Genomic DNA, 15,651 nt, shown 5'->3' on the forward strand with positions numbered 1-15,651 from the left:
CTAACATATGCTGTTGATAAGACCTAACGCCTTGGAACCTTGATCGATGACGCTGGGCTCTGACGTTTCCGGCATGACGACCACCGCGGCCAGCGCCGCCGCGAAGGGACTGTCGATTGTCGTCCCCGTCTACAATGAGGCGGCGGGCCTCGCCGCCCTGCACCAGCGGATCTGCGAACTCGCGAAGACCTTGCGGCAGCGCTATCGCCTGGCCTGCGAGGTCGTCTATGTCGACGACGGCAGCGCGGATGCGACGCTGTCGATCGCCCGCGGCCTGCCGGCTGACGCAATCGGCGTTCAGGTGGTCTCGCTGTCGCGCAATTTCGGCAAGGAGGCGGCGCTGATGGCCGGCCTCGACCATGCCCGGCTCGGCGCCGTCATGTTCATGGACGGCGACGGCCAGCATCCGCCGGCCCTGGTCGAGCAGCTGGTGCGGCACTGGATCGATGACGGCTACGACGTCGTCTATACCGCCAAGGCGCATCGCGACAACGAAAGCTTCCTGCGCCGGCTCGCCGTGCACGGCTTCTACGCCCTGATCAATTGGGGCGCGCGGCAGAAGATTCCCGAGGACGCCGGCGATTTCCGCCTGCTCTCGCCGCGGGCGGTTGCAGCGCTGAGACAGCTGCCGGAGCGCAACCGCTTCTTCAAGGGACTGGCCAGCTGGATCGGCTTTCGCCAGATCCGCGTCGACTACGAACCGGCGCCGCGCGCCCATGGCGCCACCACTTTCAACGCCGCACGCCTGCTCGGCCTGTCGATCGAGGGCCTGACCTCGTTCTCGGTCGCTCCCTTGCGCTTCGCCAGCCTGCTCGGCGTGGTGCTCGCCGGGATCGCCTTCCTGTTCGGCCTCTCGATCCTCTGGGAGGTGTTCACGACTGGCAAGCAGGTGCCAGGCTATCCCTCGCTCGTGGTCGGCCTGATGACCATCGGCGGCGTGCAGCTCATCATGATCGGCATCGTCGGCGAATATATCGGCAAGATCCTCTCCGAGCTAAAGGCGCGCCCGATCTACTTCGTCGCCGAGCACAGCGAAAAGCGCTTCGAGACCGACAACGCCGACGACGCTTCGAAGCGGACGGCGGCCGAATGAGCGCGGCCGCGAGTCTGCGGCGAATCTGGCTCTGCGCCGACGATTACGGTATCAGCGCGGGCGTCAATCGCGCCATCCGCGACCTGATCGAACGCGGCCGCCTCAACGCCACGTCGGTGATGATGGTGGGACCTGCGATCGCGCGCAGCGAGATCGAAGCGCTGGACGCGGCAGCCAAATCGAGCCCGCACTGCGCGATCGGCCTCCACGTGACGCTGTCGGCACCGTTCCGGCCGCTCACCATGCATTTCCGTCCACTCGACGGCGACATGTTCTTGGCCTTTCCGAAGCTGCTGCGCGCCGCACTGATGCGACGGCTCGACCGCGAATTCTTTCGCAACGAGGTGAAGGCGCAGCTCGCAGCTTTCATGGAAGCATTCGGACGTGCGCCCGACTTCGTCGATGGCCACCAGCACGTCCAGCTCTATCCGCAGGTGCGCGACGGCTTTGTCGATGCCGTTAGCGAGACCGCACCGAACGCGTGGGTACGCCAGGGCGGCCGCAACCTGCCGCTGGCGCGGCGGCTGGCGTCACCAAAGGCCATGGTGCTCGATATCCTCAGCGCCCAATTCCGCCGCCGCGCCGGCAGCGCCGGCCTCAGCTTCAATCCAGGCTTCGCCGGCGCTTACGACTTCACGCGGGCGGCCGATTTCGGCGCATTGATGCGGCAGTTCCTGGAAGGCCTCCCCGACGGTGGTCTCGTGATGTGCCATCCCGGATTCGTCGATGACGTCCTTGTTGGCCTCGACCCGATGACGGATGTGCGCGAACGCGAGCACGCTTATCTCGCCGGCGACGCATTCCCACGTCTGCTGGCGGACAGTGGCGTCACGCTGGGGTGAAATCGCCGAAACGGCCGTGCGAGGCAGCTTGTCGCATACCGAAATTTAATCCGGCCGGCACTGTTGGGGCCACAATGGAACCCTACATCTGCCTCGCGCTTGGTTTTGCGCGAAGGAGACAGATCATGACGCCGCAGGAACGCCAGCTCGTCGACGAGCTTTTCGACCGGCTTACCAAACTCGAAAATGCACCGCGCGATCCCGACGCGATCGCCGCGATCTCCGACGGCTTGCGCAAGGCACCCGGTGCGATCTACGCGCTGGTCCAGACCGTGCTGCTGCAGGACGAAGCGCTGAAGCGCGCCCACGGCCGCATCCAGGAGCTGGAAGCGGGGCAGGCGCCCGAGCAGGCGCAGTCCGGCGGCTTCCTAGATACGATGCGTGACACGTTATTCGGCGGTGGCTCGTCGCGCAGTTCTGTGCCGAACGTGCCGCCGCGCGATTCGCGGCCGGTCTGGAACAGCGGCCAGGCGATGCAGCAAGGCCAGCCGGGTTATGGTCAGCCGCCTTACGGACAGGCCTACGGCCAAGGTCCGGGTCAGGGCTATGGCGCGCCCCCTATCGGCGGTGGCGGCGGCTCGTTCCTCGGCACGGCGGCGGCGGCGGCAGCCGGCGTCGTCGGCGGCTCGCTGCTGCTCTCCAGCATCCGCGGCATGATGGGCGGACCGCATCAGCAGGCTTTTGGCGACACCAGCGCCTTGGGCGACCGCAGCCCCTGGGGCGGCAGCGATCAGTCAGGCGGTTCGCTGGCGCGCGACGCGGGCCTCAACGACATCGGCTCGAATCGCGACTCCCGCCAGGGCTTCTTCGACCAGGCGTCGAACGACCGGGACAACAACAACGATCAGAGCTATGACGACGATCGCGACGACAACATGGATGTGGCCGACGACAGCGACTTCGGCGGTGGCGACGACGGCGGCAGCGATTACGCGTGAGCAATTCGCCCGATAGATGCGCAGCGGTCGCCTTTAGGCGGCCGTTTTCTTTTACCGGATAACTCAAGCGCCCTCGCTGCCACGTCGCACAGAGAATCCGATCGATACAATATGACTAATCCGCACGCTTGCTGCATTGCACGGAGCTGAACGTGGCCGCACGCGCCGAGTTCACCATGAAACACGAAATCGCCCTCTGACACGCGCGGCCGTAGACTCCCGGATTTCCAAATTTGGACATGGGTGTTCAACTTGAAGAACACGTTGCTCATGCCACACACACCGACGTGGCTGCCTCTCTGGTTATAGTTGGGGTTTTTAGAAATGAGTCCACTTCAGCAGCGCATTGCAACCTTGACCGACGTGACAACGCATCTCATCACCGAATTGTATGAGTTGGAGGGACTGCACGAGCGTGTCAGGAAGGCGGAGCGGTCGGCGCGGCGGTTGAACCGCTCCGCTCGCGCACCGCATTCCCATTCGTCAACTCGTCGCCGCCGCTCGCTTGCCCATCGTTTCGGGTCGACGCGTCACCGCCAGCGAGCATAGACCCTAGCTGAAGGCGTACGCCGGCGGCACGCAACGCCTTCGATGCCGCGCATCGCGAGCTGGCGCGACACGCAGAGGTCGGCTCACATCGAGCGCATGACGTTCACATCACCACGACCTTGGTGCCGACATTGACGCGGCTATAGAGGTCGATGACGTCCTCGTTGCGCATGCGGATGCAGCCGGAGGAGACGTTGGTGCCGATGGTCCAGGGCTCGTTGGAGCCGTGAATGCGATAGAGCGTAGAGCCCAGATACATCGCGCGGGCGCCGAGCGGATTTTCCGGGCCGCCTTCCATATGCCGGGGCAGATCGGGGCGGCGCGCGAGCATTTCCGCCGGCGGCGTCCAGTCTGGCCATTCGCGCTTGGCCGTGATCGACTTCACGCCCGACCAGGTGAAGCCGGGACGACCCACACCGATACCGTAGCGCATTGCCCTGCCATTGCCCTCGACCAGATAGAGGAACTTGTTCGGCGTATCGACCAAGATCGTGCCGGGACTTTCCTTGCCGCTATAATCGACGAGTTGCTTCTCGAATTTCGGATCGAACGGACGCTGCCGCGGATCGATCGCGTCCTGCTGGACCGCACCTTGCAGAAGCGCGCCTTGCATCTGCGGCTCGCCCATCGGCGGCAGACGGCGCTGGTCGTAATAGGCCGGCTGCTGCTGATACACCGGCCGCTCGGGCGCGTAGGCCGGACCACGACCGGGACCGTCACCGAATAGAAACTCGATGAAGCCGCCGCCCATGTTCGAATTTGAGGCGACGCGCACTGGCGCCGGCGGCACTTGCGGGGCATAGAGCACCGCGGGCGGATCGTTCGGCACCCTGTTGTCGAAGGCGCTGGCGCTGTTTGCGCCCGCAATGACGGTGCAAGCGCTGCCGAGCAGCGCGACGGACATTTTCTTGAACATCGACGTACTCTGTACTGTTTCGTCTAGATCGCATGCCGTGGAGAGCTGGTGGCTGATCCGCGTCCCTCGGCGTGGTCAATAAAAAGCAAAAGCCGTTTTGTTTGGTAAACGGAAGCAGCCTTTGGATTCACCACATCGTCAAGCGCGGGGCAATTTGGCGATCAGCGTTTATTTTCGGTGAATGCAGCAAGGCCATGGTTAATCGCGTCCTTGCGCGGCGGCGCGCGACGCCGCGCATCGGTTCCTGCTGTGAACTTCGTGTTAAATCGCTTCTGCCTACAAAGACGCGTGAGTGAGGTGGGGGAGTACCTGATGGCTGTTCACCGCAAACGTTTCCGTGTCGAAGACATCGTCGGTGGCGAGATGCCGATTCTTGACGAAACCGAAGAGGCAATCCCGATGCACAGCGAGATCATGGCCGAGCTGCGAGCGATCCGCGCACAGATGGCGAAGGGCACTATTCCGCTGTCCGGCAGCGCCGCCATGGCGGCGATCGATGCCTCCACCACCCACGAGCTCTCCGAGGCCCGCACCATGCTCGAGACCTACCGGGCCCAGATCGAACAGTGCGAGAAGCTGAAGGTCGAGCTCGACCTCATCCACGACGCCATCGACCGCACCAAGCGCGAGATCGCGACGCTGCACGGCAAGAGCTTCGACGGCGGCGAAATGGCCAAGGTCAATGGCGAGCTTGGCGCGGTCGTCGGCGGCACCGAGCAGGCGACCCAGCAAATCCTCGAAGCCGCCGAGTCGATCGACCAGGCGGCCAGCGCGATGTCCAAGGTGCAATCGGCCGATCAGCAGAAGCGGCTCGCCGACGACATCCAGGAACGCGTCATCTCGATCTTCGAAGCCTGCAACTTCCAGGACCTGACCGGCCAGCGCATCAGCAAGGTCATGACCACGATGAAGTTCATCGAGCAGCACATCAATGCGATGATGGAGATCTGGGGCGGCGTCGACGCGATCAAGGCCCATGTGCCCGCGCATGTCGACAACCGCAGCGAGGACGAGAAGCTCCTCAACGGCCCGAAGCTCGCCGGCGACGTCGGCCACGCCTCGCAGGACGACATCGACGCGCTGTTCGACTGAGCGGACGCGAGGATATGAGAACGAGACGCCGGCCTTGGGGGCCGGCGTTCTTGTTTTTGGAGACGTCGATCGCGCGCCCTTCTTCCCTTCTCCCCTTGTGGGAGAAGGTGGCGCGAAGCGCCGGATAAGGGGTCTGTATCCGCGAACTCAAATGAAGTTGGATTTCGGGGAGAGAGACCCCTCCCCGTCTCGCCGCCGTCGCGGCGAGCCACCCTCGCCCACAAGGGGAGAGGGGAAAAGTCAATCACGCCCTCGGCGCGCAGCGGACGTAGACCATGTTGCCGTAGCGGGTGGCAGCGTCCTTGTCGATGAAACGGGTGATCAGCACGCGGCCGTCGAAGGAGATGATCTCGCGGTCCTGGTCGCCCGGCGTCGGGCCGGCCGGCCCGATGTAATTCTTGCCGCTCGGGGAGCCCTTCAGCCGCAGCTCCTGCGGAGTCGCTTGGTCGGCCAGATGCATGATCACGCCGCCGGAAGAGCCGGCGGTGATCACATAAGGATTCTTGCACTGGGCCCGGGCGGCCGCCTCGGTGCGCGCCCGGTCGGCCGGATTCTGGAACGAGGCGAGGCCCCAGCGGCCGACGATCTCGTCGGCGCGGATCGTCGCAGGCATTTCCGGACCGGTGCCGGGCTCAGCCTCGGGCGGCGGCGAAGACGACGAGAAGGACGGCAGGCTCATGCCGCCGCCGCAGGCGCCCAGCAATAGCGCCAGACAGGACGCGGCGGCCAGATTGGCAACCGTGCGCGCGCAAGCTGAACTGATCATGGCATTCCCCCGAACAAGACCATGGCCGCACCCCTGCAGCAGCCAAGCGCAAAACCGCTGCCGGAGCAATGCCGTCGTTTGATACGCCGGCGCCCCGAACGAGTTTCCAATGCCACCATCCTATATCCGCCTCACCAATCGCTTAACCACCTTTGCTTGACAGGATCGCGGCCAAGCCATATTTCCGGGCGCACTATTAGCACTGGGAGAGCCCGATTGCTAAGCGCGCCGTCGATCCTCGGCAAGAGGGTGGGCGGAAGCGCCGCCCCAACCTACTTCCACTACTTCCGAAGCGAGCCTCCAAAGGGAAACGTCATGGCTAAATCCAAATTTCGTCCGCTGCATGACCGTGTCGTGGTCAAACGTATCGACGCCGAGGAAAAGACCAAGGGCGGCATCATCATTCCCGACACTGCCAAGGAAAAGCCCTCCCAGGGCGAAATCGTCGCCGTCGGACCCGGCGGCCGCGACGAGACCGGCAAGCTGATCCCGATCGACCTCAGGGTCGGCGACCGTGTGCTGTTCGGCAAGTGGTCCGGCACCGAGGTCAAGATCGACAACGAAGAGCTCCTGATCATGAAGGAGTCGGACATCATGGGCGTGCTGGCCTAAGACCATCCGCCTGAACGGCCGCTGAATATCCCTACTGTCATGCCCGGGCCTGACCCGGGCATCCTCATTCTTCGCACGAAGATGGATTGCCGGATCGAGCCTGGCAAAGACGAAGGGAAGCGCGGCAACACAACACCAAACACGAGGGATTGCAGATATGGCTGCCAAAGACGTCAAATTTTCCGGAGACGCGCGCGATCGCATGCTGCGCGGCGTCGACATTCTCGCTAACGCCGTCAAGGTGACGCTCGGCCCGAAGGGCCGCAACGTCGTCATCGAGAAGAGTTTTGGCGCACCCCGCATCACCAAGGATGGCGTCACCGTCGCCAAAGAGATCGAGCTCGAGGACAAGTTCGAGAACATGGGCGCCCAGATGGTGCGTGAGGTCGCCTCCAAGACCAACGACCTCGCCGGTGACGGCACCACCACCGCAACGGTGCTGGCCCAGGCCATCGTGCGCGAAGGCGCCAAGGCAGTTGCCGCCGGCATGAACCCGATGGACCTCAAGCGCGGCATCGACATCGCGGTTGCCGCGGTAGTCAAGGACATCGAGAAGCGCGCCAAGCCGGTCGCCGCCTCCTCCGAGGTTGCCCAGGTCGGCACCATCTCGGCCAACGGCGACGCCGCCATCGGCAAGATGATCGCCCAGGCGATGCAGAAGGTCGGCAACGAGGGCGTCATCACCGTCGAGGAGAACAAGTCGCTCGACACCGAAGTCGACATCGTCGAGGGCATGAAGTTCGACCGCGGCTATCTCAGCCCCTACTTCGTCACCAATGCCGAGAAGATGACCGCCGAGCTCGAGGACGCCTACATCCTCCTGCACGAGAAGAAGCTCTCGGGCCTGCAGGCCATGCTGCCGGTGCTCGAAGCCGTGGTGCAGTCCGGCAAGCCGCTCGTCATCGTCGCCGAGGACGTCGAGGGCGAGGCATTGGCCACCCTGGTCGTGAACCGCCTGCGCGGCGGCCTCAAGGTCGCAGCCGTCAAGGCGCCGGGCTTCGGTGACCGCCGCAAGGCCATGCTCGAGGACATCGCGATCCTCACCGGCGGCCAGCTGATCTCCGAGGAGCTCGGCATCAAGCTCGAGAACGTCACGGTGAAGATGCTCGGTCGCGCTAAGAAGGTGGTGATCGACAAAGAGAACACCACGATCGTCAACGGCGCCGGCAAGAAGCCCGACATCGAGGCCCGCGTCGGCCAGATCAAGGCGCAGATCGAGGAGACCACCTCGGACTACGACCGTGAGAAGCTCCAGGAGCGCCTCGCCAAGCTCGCCGGCGGCGTCGCGGTGATCCGCGTCGGCGGCGCGACCGAGATCGAGGTCAAGGAGAAGAAGGACCGCGTCGAGGACGCGCTCAACGCGACCCGCGCCGCGGTGCAGGAAGGCATCGTGCCCGGCGGTGGCGTTGCGCTGCTGCGCGCCAAGAAGGCGGTCGGCCGCCTCTCCAACGCCAATGCGGACGTCCAGGCCGGCATCAACATTGTGCTGAAGGCGCTCGAAGCCCCGATCCGCCAGATCTCCGAGAACGCGGGCGTGGAAGGCTCGATCGTCGTCGGCAGGATCCTGGAGAACAAGTCCGAGACCTTCGGCTTCGACGCCCAGACCGAGGCCTATGTCGACATGGTTGAGAAGGGCATCATCGATCCCGCCAAGGTGGTCCGCACCGCGCTCCAGGACGCCTCCTCCGTGGCCGGCCTGCTCGTGACCACCGAGGCCATGGTCGCCGAGACGCCGAAGAAGGAAGCGCCGCCCGCCATGCCAGCCGGCGGCGGCATGGGCGGCTTCTAACGCCCGATCGTCCGTTAGCGTGTTCCGAAGGCCGCCTCCGGGCGGCCTTCTTTTTTGCCGACCCTGCCCCTCCGCTTTCCGATTCAACCGGCGGCCAAAACCCACTACGGTGGCGCCGATTCTGATGGCTCGAGGATTTCATCGATGCGCGCGCTCCTGGTTTGTTTGACCGCCCTTTTGGCAGCCTTGCTCGCCTTTGCGCCCGAGGTCGCTTCCGCCCAGATGAAGCTATCACCGAAGGCCACGACGGCCGGCGGCGCCGAGACGCGCTATTTCACGTCGATCGACGGGCTGATGGACGGTAATGCCGACGCGATCCTGAAGGAGACGCGTCAGGGCAAGACGGTCACGGCGGCCGTACTCGACGTCTGCTATCCGATCGCGAAGAATTCCGACCGCAAGGACCGCTTCGTCGTCAATCTTCAGGTTGCAGGCCAGAACCTGACGGGCACGACGCAGAGCCTCGGCGCGAAGGCGCCCGTCAGTGTCAAGCTGCTGCGCAAGCAGGCCGGGGACATGTTCGAATTCCGCGGCCAGATCACGATCGGCCAGGCCGTGACCGAGGTCACCTCGTCCGACAATTCCGATCTCAGCGAGAAGGAATTTCTGGACAACCAGACCTCCGACGACGGCATCACGCCGCAGCCGAAGGATTTCACCGACGTCTCACCGGAGGCGATCGCGGTCAAGGTCAAGCTCGATGCCGCGACCGACTTCCTGAAGAGCCTGAAGGGCCAGGAGGTCGAGGTGACGCTGGCCAGCCTCAATGTCAGCTGCGACGCCCTGCGCGCCGGTGAGCAGACCATCAACATGTCCGTCGATCCGGAGCGCGCGGGCGCACTGCTAGCAAAGTTCAAGGCGATGCCCGGCGTCACCGCCGCCGGGTGGACCGCGGGCATGACCGAGATGGACCGCACCATCCGCTTCCCCGCCGCCGACTGGCGCGACGGCGACAAGATCAACCGCGACAAGCTCGCGACCGCGGTTGCGGGCGTGCTGAGCAGGACGCTCGCGGCAAAGCCGGTCTCACAGAGCTTCAACCCCGCCACCGGCAAGCTCAAGCTGGTGTTCAAGCGGCCGAACCAGGATCACCCGGCGCTCGAGCTCACCGACACGATCGAGGTCGCAGGGCTCGTCTCGCCCGACAAGCCCGGCACGACCGACAAGCTGATGCTCTGGATCGGAAGCCCCGCGACGACCACGGCCGATGAAAGCAGCGGCGCCAGGCTCAATCTGTCCGACGACGCGAGCCCCGACGAAGAAGGCGAGCTGCCCGACGACAACGGCTCGATCGAGGCGCTTGCCAGGGAGCTGAAAGGTCAGCGCTGGGACGCCGACAAGTCGGTGTGGAAGTGACGAAGTCATTCCGGGGCGACGCGCCAGCGTCGACCCATGGTGCGCAATCGCGCCCCTGAATCTCGCGCCACAATCTCCAGATTCCGGGTTCGCGTTTCGCGCCCAACGCTCAATTCCCGTTGACGCGAAAGCGCAGCGGCTTGGGACCGACCAGCGTGAGCACCTCGCCCTGGCGCTTCCAAGTCTCGACGCTGCCGAGCGCGGCCACGAGCTCGTCGTCGGCCTGCGCCTTCGCAGGCGGACAGGACCGGTCCTGGATCTGGCCGGGGACGAAGATCACGGTGTTGCCGGCGACCGAGAACTGGCCCTTGCCGCTCTTGCACCAGAGCTCCAGCACGACCTCACCATTGTCGCCGATCTCGATGTTCGGTATCCGCTTCGAGCCGGGCTGCGGCAGCGCCTCCAGCGTCATCTCGGTGCCGAACGGGAACCCCTCTTCGGCACGCGCAAGCGTGGACATCGCGAACATTGCCACTGCCGCAAACGTCAATCGCCTGAGCGAAACCATGAGACCTCTCGACCAACCTGACTTGGCGCACCTTCTATAAGACGGCGGCGCCCTTGAGAAGGTTCGCGCAGGCGGATGTAGATGCAAAAATCCCCGCGAGGCGAACCTCGCGGGGATTTGCATCGCAGCCTGGCGCCGACCGCTACTTCAGCACCAGCGCCGTGAATGGCCAGACATAGGCCTGCAACGTCACGAGCACGCCGACGAGGCAGGCGAGCACGATCGAGTGCCAGAACACGAAGCGCAGGATGGTGCCCTCGTGGCCGTACCAGTTGGTCGCTGTGGAGGCGACTACGATCGACTGCGCGTCGATCATCTTGCCCATCACGCCGCCGGAGGAGTTCGCCGCGGCCATCAGGACCGGCGACAGGCCGAGCTGCTCGGAGGTGATCTTCTGCAGGTTTCCGAACAGCACGTTGGAGGCGGTGTCCGATCCCGTCAGTGCGACGCCCAGCCAGCCGAGCAGCGTGCCGAAGAAGGGATAGAGCACGCCGGTTGCCGCGAAGGCGAGACCGAGCGTCGCGTCGACACCGGATAGCCGGGTCAGCGTTCCGATCGCGAGCATCGCTGAGATCGTGATCAGCGAAATCGCGCACAGCCGGATGGTGCGGCCGTATTCGGTCAGGAGCCGGCCGGGACCGACGCCCATCAGGAAGCCGGAGATGATCGCCGCGATCAGCATGCCGGTGCCGGTGAAGGACAGGTAGGTGAAGGCGAACACCGCGCTTTCCTTGGTCGGCCCTGGGGCGACCGGCGGCATCTTGTTGATCATCTGGTGCAGCTCGGGCACGGGATAGTTCCAGGTGAAGATCGAGTTCGCCCAGCCCTTGAAGGCGCCGCTGCCCCAGACCAGCATCACGATGCAGACGATGATCCACGGCAGCAACGCGTTAAACAGCTCGCCCTGCGTGAGTGGCGTCTTGTCGAGCGGCTTTGCCGCCGCCATCGTGGAAGCCGATTCGTCGCGGCCGCGGAGCGCCGGCGACAGCCAGAGCTGCTTCGGCTGCCACACCTTCAGGAACAGGATCAGCGCGCCCATCGAGATCAGCGACGCACCGATGTCGACGATCCAGGGATTGATGTAGTTGGAGATGACGAATTGCGGGATCGCGAACGACACCCCCGTGACGAGGATCGCCGGCCAGACGTCCTTCATGCCCTTCCAGCCCGCGAACGCCCACACCACCCAGAACGGCACGATCAGGGAGAAGAACGGCAATTGCCGGCCGACCATGGCGCCGAGGATGTAGGGATCGAGCCCGGTGACGGAGGCAAGGCCCTGGATCGGCGTGCCCAGCGCGCCATAGGCGACCGGTGCGGTGTTGGCGATCAGCGACAGGCCGGAAGCCGCCAGCGGCGAGAAGCCGAGGCCGATCAGCACCGCACCCGTGATCGCGACCGGCGTGCCGAAGCCCGAGGCGCCCTCGAAGAATGCGCCGAACGAGAACGCGATCAGCAACAATTGCAGCCGCCGATCTTCGGTGACGCCGCCGACCGCGCGGTTCAAGAGCTCGAAGCGCCCGGTGGTCACGGTCACCTGGTAGAGGAAGATGACGTTGAGGACGATCCAGCCGATGGGGAAGAACCCGGTGACGATGCCCAGCACCGAGGCGCGGATCGACATGTTCGCGGGCATGGTGAAGACGAAAATCGTGATCAGGTTGGTCACGATCACGGCGATGATTGCGGCGATGTGGGCCTGGACGCGCCCGCTCGCGATCAGGACCAGCAGCGTGACGACGGGCACAGCTGCCGCGATCGTCGACAGCACCGGGCTGTGCAGCGGATCATAGATTTGATTCCACATGGTCTTCCTCCCCCACGCATGTTGCGGCAGGCGACTCGCGTGGAGAGCCGATCCTGCTTGACGTTGGAAGCGATAACCCCTGAGCTTGACGCGAATTCCTCGCGAATGCGGCGGTTCCCGTCCGCTCACAAGCTCGCGAAACCCTGGTCACCCCGCCCCGCGCCGTCGAGCCCCATGCTAGGGTTGCAAGCTGCGACAAGCCAACGCAAATTGCAGAACTTGCGACTTTAGTCTAAGCGCGCCCATTTCCGTCATTGCCTCAGCCATTTGGCTCCGGGCCGTTATGCACATCCCCTCTAGGAGACCCAGCTCTGTGAACAACATCCGCGCCACGCTCGCGATCGTCTGGCGAATCGCCGGCCCCTATTTCCGATCGGAGGACAAATGGGCCGGCCGCGGCCTGCTCGCCGCCGTCATTGCCATGGAGCTGGCGCTGGTGGCGATCAATGTTCTCGTCAGTCAGTGGCAGAACCGATTCTTCAGTGCGGTCCAGGGATATGAACTGGACCGGTTCGTCAGAGAGATTTGGATCTTTCTCGGCCTTGCTTTCACCTTCGTCGCGCTGGCGGTCTACAAGCTCTACCTGAACCAGTGGCTCCAGATTCGCTGGCGACGATGGCTGACGCAACATTATCTCGGCGAATGGCTGAGCGGCTCGACGCATTACCGCATCCAGCTCAAGGGCGACCCCGCCGACAACCCGGATCAGCGCATCACCGAGGACGTCAAGAATTTCGTCGAGCAGACGTTGACCCTCGGGCTGGGCCTGCTGTCGTCGATCGTGACGCTGGCCTCGTTCGTCGTCATCCTCTGGGGTCTGTCGGACAAGGCGCCGCTGCACATTTACGGCACAGACATCATCGTCCCGGGTTTTCTGGTCTGGTGTGCGCTGGTCTACGCGATCCTGGGTACGGCGCTGACGCACTGGATCGGTGCTCCGCTGATCAACCTCAATTTCGAGCAGCAGCGCTTTGAGGCCGACTTCCGCTTCAACCTGATCCGCGTACGCGAAAATTCCGAGCAGATCGCGCTTTTGAAAGGTGAGAGCGCGGAGCGAGGGAATCTGCTGCAGCGCTTTGGTTTCGTCATCGGCAACTGGTACGCGATCATGAGCCGGACCAAGCGCCTGACCGCCTTCACGGCAAGCTACAGCCAGGCTGCAGTGATCTTTCCCTATGTGGTCGTTGCTCCGGCTTACTTCGCCAAGAGAATTCAGCTCGGCGACATGATGCAAACTGGCTCGGCGTTCAGCAGCGTGCAAGATGCGCTCTCGTTTTTCGTCACAGCCTATCGCTCGCTCGCGGAATGGCGCTCGGTGATTGCCCGTCTCGACGGTTTCGAGATGTCGGTCAGGTCGGCGGCCCATACGGCGACGCGCGAGCCGACCATCGGCGTTGCACCATCGAGCGGCAAGGCAATCGGTCTCGATCAGTTGCTGGTAAAGCTGCCGAACGGCGAGCCGCTTGTTGCGGCCGATACCTTCGCGATCCAGCCGGCGGAGCGGGTGCTGGTGACCGGGCCGTCGGGCTCCGGGAAATCCACGCTGTTCCGGGCCATCGCCGGAATCTGGCCGTTCGGCACCGGAACCATCGCGATTCCCGAAAAGGCCAAGCTAATGATGCTGCCGCAGCGGCCGTATTTTCCGATCGGCCCGCTCGGCGACGCCGTAATTTACCCCGCAGGGCGTGGCGCGATCGCACCCGAGAAGATCGCAGAGGCGCTGAACGCGGTCGGCATGCCGCGGCTGGCAAAGCGGCTCGACGAGAACGGTCACTGGAATCGGATGCTCTCGCTGGGCGAGCAGCAGCGCCTCGGGCTCGCCCGCGCGCTGTTGCATGTGCCGGACTATCTGTTCCTGGACGAGGCCACCGCCTCGCTGGACGAACCCTCCGAGGCCCGGCTCTACCGGCTGCTCGCTGAGAAGCTGCCGCAGACCACCATCGTCTCGATCGGCCACCGCTCGACGCTCGACGCTTTCCACACCCGCAAGGTGGCGCTGGTGAAGGACGGTGCGATTCACGTCCTCGGCGGCGAACGGGCTGCAGCGGAGCCGAGCGCGGCGCGTTGAGGCGCAGGGCAATCCGCACTGCGTTCTCCTTAGAACGGATGCCAAGTCTTCCTCGCGACAACGCGCCGCGTTTCTGCGTCGCCATGGCCGGGCTTGTCCCGGCCATCCACGCGCTCATTGCGCGACAGTGCCAAAGAACGTGGATGCCCGGAACAAGCCCGGGCATGGCGTTTGCGAAGAGACCCGACCCCAAAGCAAAAAGGCGGCGGATTGCTCCGCCGCCCTCATCAAGTCGTTTCGGGAAGAAACTTACTTCAGGTTGGTCATCGCTGTCAGGTCGAAGGACAGCTTGGCGATGCCGGCGGCGCCGCACCAATTGGAGCCGACGCCAGTCGGATTGATGTTGCTGAAGCTGCCGTTGAAGCCTGCCGTGTAGTCGCTGGTGAAGGCGTTGCAGTTCGCCTTCGAAAGGTCGGTGTCGGAGTAACGCAGGTCGAGCGTGAATACCTTGTACGTGAATCCGATGCCGATATTCCAGGTGTTGTAGTCGGCGTACTTGATGCCGTTCGGGAACGGACCAGCGAATCCCGGCGCAGCGAAGCCGGTGCCATAGAACGAGTCGGAGGTGCCCAGGAATTGGCGGCCGAACTCACCCGAGACGTACATGCCGACGCCACTGGAGCCGAAAAAGGTGCTCGGCGCCGTGTACTTGGCGGTGATCGACACGTAGTCGCCCCACGCACCGGAGTTCAGGAAGCTCGGCGTATAGTACTCGTTCAGGCCAACGGTCCAGTTGTCGTTGATGGTGTAATTCACCTTGCCGTAGACTTCGAAGAAGCTCACGTCCTTCTTCATGACGTTGCCGTTGAGCAGAGCGTTGGCGGCGCACTGCGCGCTAAGCGGGTTGCCGGCGGTGTCAGTCGGCGCGCCGTAAAAGCAGGTGCCACCCGGATAGAGATAACCCCAAACACCGATGTCGAAAGCGAATGCACCGAAGGTCGGGCGGATGCCGCCGTAGACGTCGATCTCGGCCGCGGCGCGGTTCGGGAAGGAAATGCTCTCACCGGCGACGCCGATGTAGAGCTGGAGGTCCTTGGTAACGTTGTAGCGCGGCTCGAAATAGGCGGCGACCGACGGTTTGTGGTTCGACTGGCTGATACCGCGGAAGATGTAGTCGCTCATGATCGCGCCACCAAAAGCGATGTCCCAGGGATCGAAGGCAGGCGGCGGCGGGGCTTTCAATGCCTTGACCGGCATGTCTGCCGCGAAAGCCGAACCCGTCACCATTGCCAGCGCCGTTGCCAACAAAGCCACTTTTTTCATTTCGATCCCCATCGCCAGTTCTTGAGCCCCAGTCGGATCCCGGTAACCCCCG

Annotated in this window: 13 protein-coding genes; 8 read left to right on the plus strand and 5 right to left on the minus strand. The window is 64.1% G+C overall.

From position 1 onward, the window contains the following. The first annotated feature begins 46 nt into the window (after positions 1-46). From IVA96_RS01540 to IVA96_RS01550, 3 genes are all read left to right on the plus strand, one after another. Positions 47-1,093: a glycosyltransferase family 2 protein gene (locus tag IVA96_RS01540; protein ID WP_247415087.1), complete on the plus strand. Its 1,047-nt coding sequence runs from the start codon at positions 47-49 to the stop codon at positions 1,091-1,093. Then, the gene (locus IVA96_RS01545; protein ID WP_247277603.1) at positions 1,090-1,935 is read left to right on the plus strand and encodes a ChbG/HpnK family deacetylase; all 846 of its coding nucleotides are present in this window, start codon (positions 1,090-1,092) and stop codon (positions 1,933-1,935) included. Before IVA96_RS01540 ends, IVA96_RS01545 begins: the two co-directional genes overlap by 4 nt. A 125-nt stretch (positions 1,936-2,060) precedes the next feature. Further along, positions 2,061-2,873, plus strand: coding sequence for a DUF2076 domain-containing protein (locus IVA96_RS01550; RefSeq protein ID WP_247415089.1), 813 nt, complete (start codon positions 2,061-2,063; stop codon positions 2,871-2,873). Positions 2,874-3,525: 652 nt separating this feature from the next. Here the strand turns inward: IVA96_RS01550 and IVA96_RS01555 are convergent. Next, the gene (locus IVA96_RS01555; RefSeq protein ID WP_247415091.1) at positions 3,526-4,338 is read right to left on the minus strand and encodes a L,D-transpeptidase; all 813 of its coding nucleotides are present in this window, start codon (positions 4,336-4,338) and stop codon (positions 3,526-3,528) included. A gap of 312 nt (positions 4,339-4,650) precedes the next feature. Between IVA96_RS01555 and IVA96_RS01560 the strand changes: the two genes are divergently transcribed. Next, entirely contained in the window at positions 4,651-5,430 is a 780-nt protein-coding gene (locus tag IVA96_RS01560; RefSeq protein WP_247277606.1) for a protein phosphatase CheZ, read from the plus strand. A 244-nt stretch (positions 5,431-5,674) separates the two neighbouring features. Here IVA96_RS01560 and IVA96_RS01565 read toward each other — a convergent pair whose 3' ends face one another. After that, positions 5,675-6,196, minus strand: coding sequence for a hypothetical protein (locus tag IVA96_RS01565; protein WP_247277607.1), 522 nt, complete (start codon positions 6,194-6,196; stop codon positions 5,675-5,677). A 315-nt stretch (positions 6,197-6,511) separates the two neighbouring features. Between IVA96_RS01565 and IVA96_RS01570 the strand changes: the two genes are divergently transcribed. The 3 genes from IVA96_RS01570 (at position 6,512) to IVA96_RS01580 (ending at position 9,953) form a co-directional block, all read left to right on the plus strand. Continuing rightward, positions 6,512-6,808 (plus strand): co-chaperone GroES, encoded by a 297-nt coding sequence (locus IVA96_RS01570; RefSeq protein ID WP_247277608.1) that lies wholly within the window; start codon positions 6,512-6,514, stop codon positions 6,806-6,808. A 157-nt stretch (positions 6,809-6,965) separates the two neighbouring features. Continuing rightward, complete coding sequence (gene groL, locus IVA96_RS01575; protein ID WP_247415092.1) at positions 6,966-8,597, plus strand: chaperonin GroEL; 1,632 nt, start codon at positions 6,966-6,968, stop codon at positions 8,595-8,597. Between the two features lie 144 nt (positions 8,598-8,741). Next, positions 8,742-9,953: a hypothetical protein gene (locus tag IVA96_RS01580; protein WP_247277610.1), complete on the plus strand. Its 1,212-nt coding sequence runs from the start codon at positions 8,742-8,744 to the stop codon at positions 9,951-9,953. Positions 9,954-10,062: 109 nt separating this feature from the next. On the opposite strand, the gene IVA96_RS01585 is transcribed toward IVA96_RS01580, so the two are convergent. Continuing rightward, on the minus strand, positions 10,063-10,461 hold the full coding sequence (locus IVA96_RS01585; protein WP_247277611.1) for an META domain-containing protein: 399 nt from the start codon (positions 10,459-10,461) through the stop codon (positions 10,063-10,065). A gap of 142 nt (positions 10,462-10,603) precedes the next feature. Beyond that, positions 10,604-12,268, minus strand: a complete 1,665-nt coding sequence (locus tag IVA96_RS01590; protein WP_247415094.1) for an L-lactate permease — start codon at positions 12,266-12,268, stop codon at positions 10,604-10,606. Positions 12,269-12,581: 313 nt separating this feature from the next. Here IVA96_RS01590 and IVA96_RS01595 point away from each other — a divergent pair, with 313 nt between their 5' ends. Next, entirely contained in the window at positions 12,582-14,336 is a 1,755-nt protein-coding gene (locus IVA96_RS01595) for an ABC transporter ATP-binding protein/permease (RefSeq protein WP_247415096.1), read from the plus strand. A 249-nt stretch (positions 14,337-14,585) separates the two neighbouring features. Here IVA96_RS01595 and IVA96_RS01600 read toward each other — a convergent pair whose 3' ends face one another. Beyond that, positions 14,586-15,599 carry a TorF family putative porin gene (locus tag IVA96_RS01600; RefSeq protein ID WP_247277757.1) on the minus strand — a complete coding sequence of 338 codons (1,014 nt, stop codon included), beginning with the start codon at positions 15,597-15,599 and terminating at the stop codon, positions 14,586-14,588. Positions 15,600-15,651: the final 52 nt, after the last annotated feature.

The organism is Bradyrhizobium sp. 159, assembly GCF_023073795.1.
Lineage (GTDB): Bacteria > Pseudomonadota > Alphaproteobacteria > Rhizobiales > Xanthobacteraceae > Bradyrhizobium.

Bases quoted from the DNA above. Each gene is read 5' to 3' on its own strand.
- IVA96_RS01540 (WP_247415087.1), top strand. From the start codon at position 47: ATGACGCTGGGCTCTGACGTTTCCGGCATGACGACCACCGCGGCCAGC.
- IVA96_RS01590 (WP_247415094.1), bottom strand. From the start codon at position 12,268: ATGTGGAATCAAATCTATGATCCGCTGCACAGCCCGGTGCTGTCGACG.
- IVA96_RS01545 (WP_247277603.1), top strand. From the start codon at position 1,090: ATGAGCGCGGCCGCGAGTCTGCGGCGAATCTGGCTCTGCGCCGACGAT.
- IVA96_RS01585 (WP_247277611.1), bottom strand. From the start codon at position 10,461: ATGGTTTCGCTCAGGCGATTGACGTTTGCGGCAGTGGCAATGTTCGCG.
- IVA96_RS01550 (WP_247415089.1), top strand. From the start codon at position 2,061: ATGACGCCGCAGGAACGCCAGCTCGTCGACGAGCTTTTCGACCGGCTT.
- IVA96_RS01600 (WP_247277757.1), bottom strand. From the start codon at position 15,599: ATGAAAAAAGTGGCTTTGTTGGCAACGGCGCTGGCAATGGTGACGGGT.
- IVA96_RS01570 (WP_247277608.1), top strand. From the start codon at position 6,512: ATGGCTAAATCCAAATTTCGTCCGCTGCATGACCGTGTCGTGGTCAAA.
- IVA96_RS01580 (WP_247277610.1), top strand. From the start codon at position 8,742: ATGCGCGCGCTCCTGGTTTGTTTGACCGCCCTTTTGGCAGCCTTGCTC.
- IVA96_RS01555 (WP_247415091.1), bottom strand. From the start codon at position 4,338: ATGTTCAAGAAAATGTCCGTCGCGCTGCTCGGCAGCGCTTGCACCGTC.
- groL (WP_247415092.1), top strand. From the start codon at position 6,966: ATGGCTGCCAAAGACGTCAAATTTTCCGGAGACGCGCGCGATCGCATG.
- IVA96_RS01565 (WP_247277607.1), bottom strand. From the start codon at position 6,196: ATGATCAGTTCAGCTTGCGCGCGCACGGTTGCCAATCTGGCCGCCGCG.
- IVA96_RS01560 (WP_247277606.1), top strand. From the start codon at position 4,651: ATGGCTGTTCACCGCAAACGTTTCCGTGTCGAAGACATCGTCGGTGGC.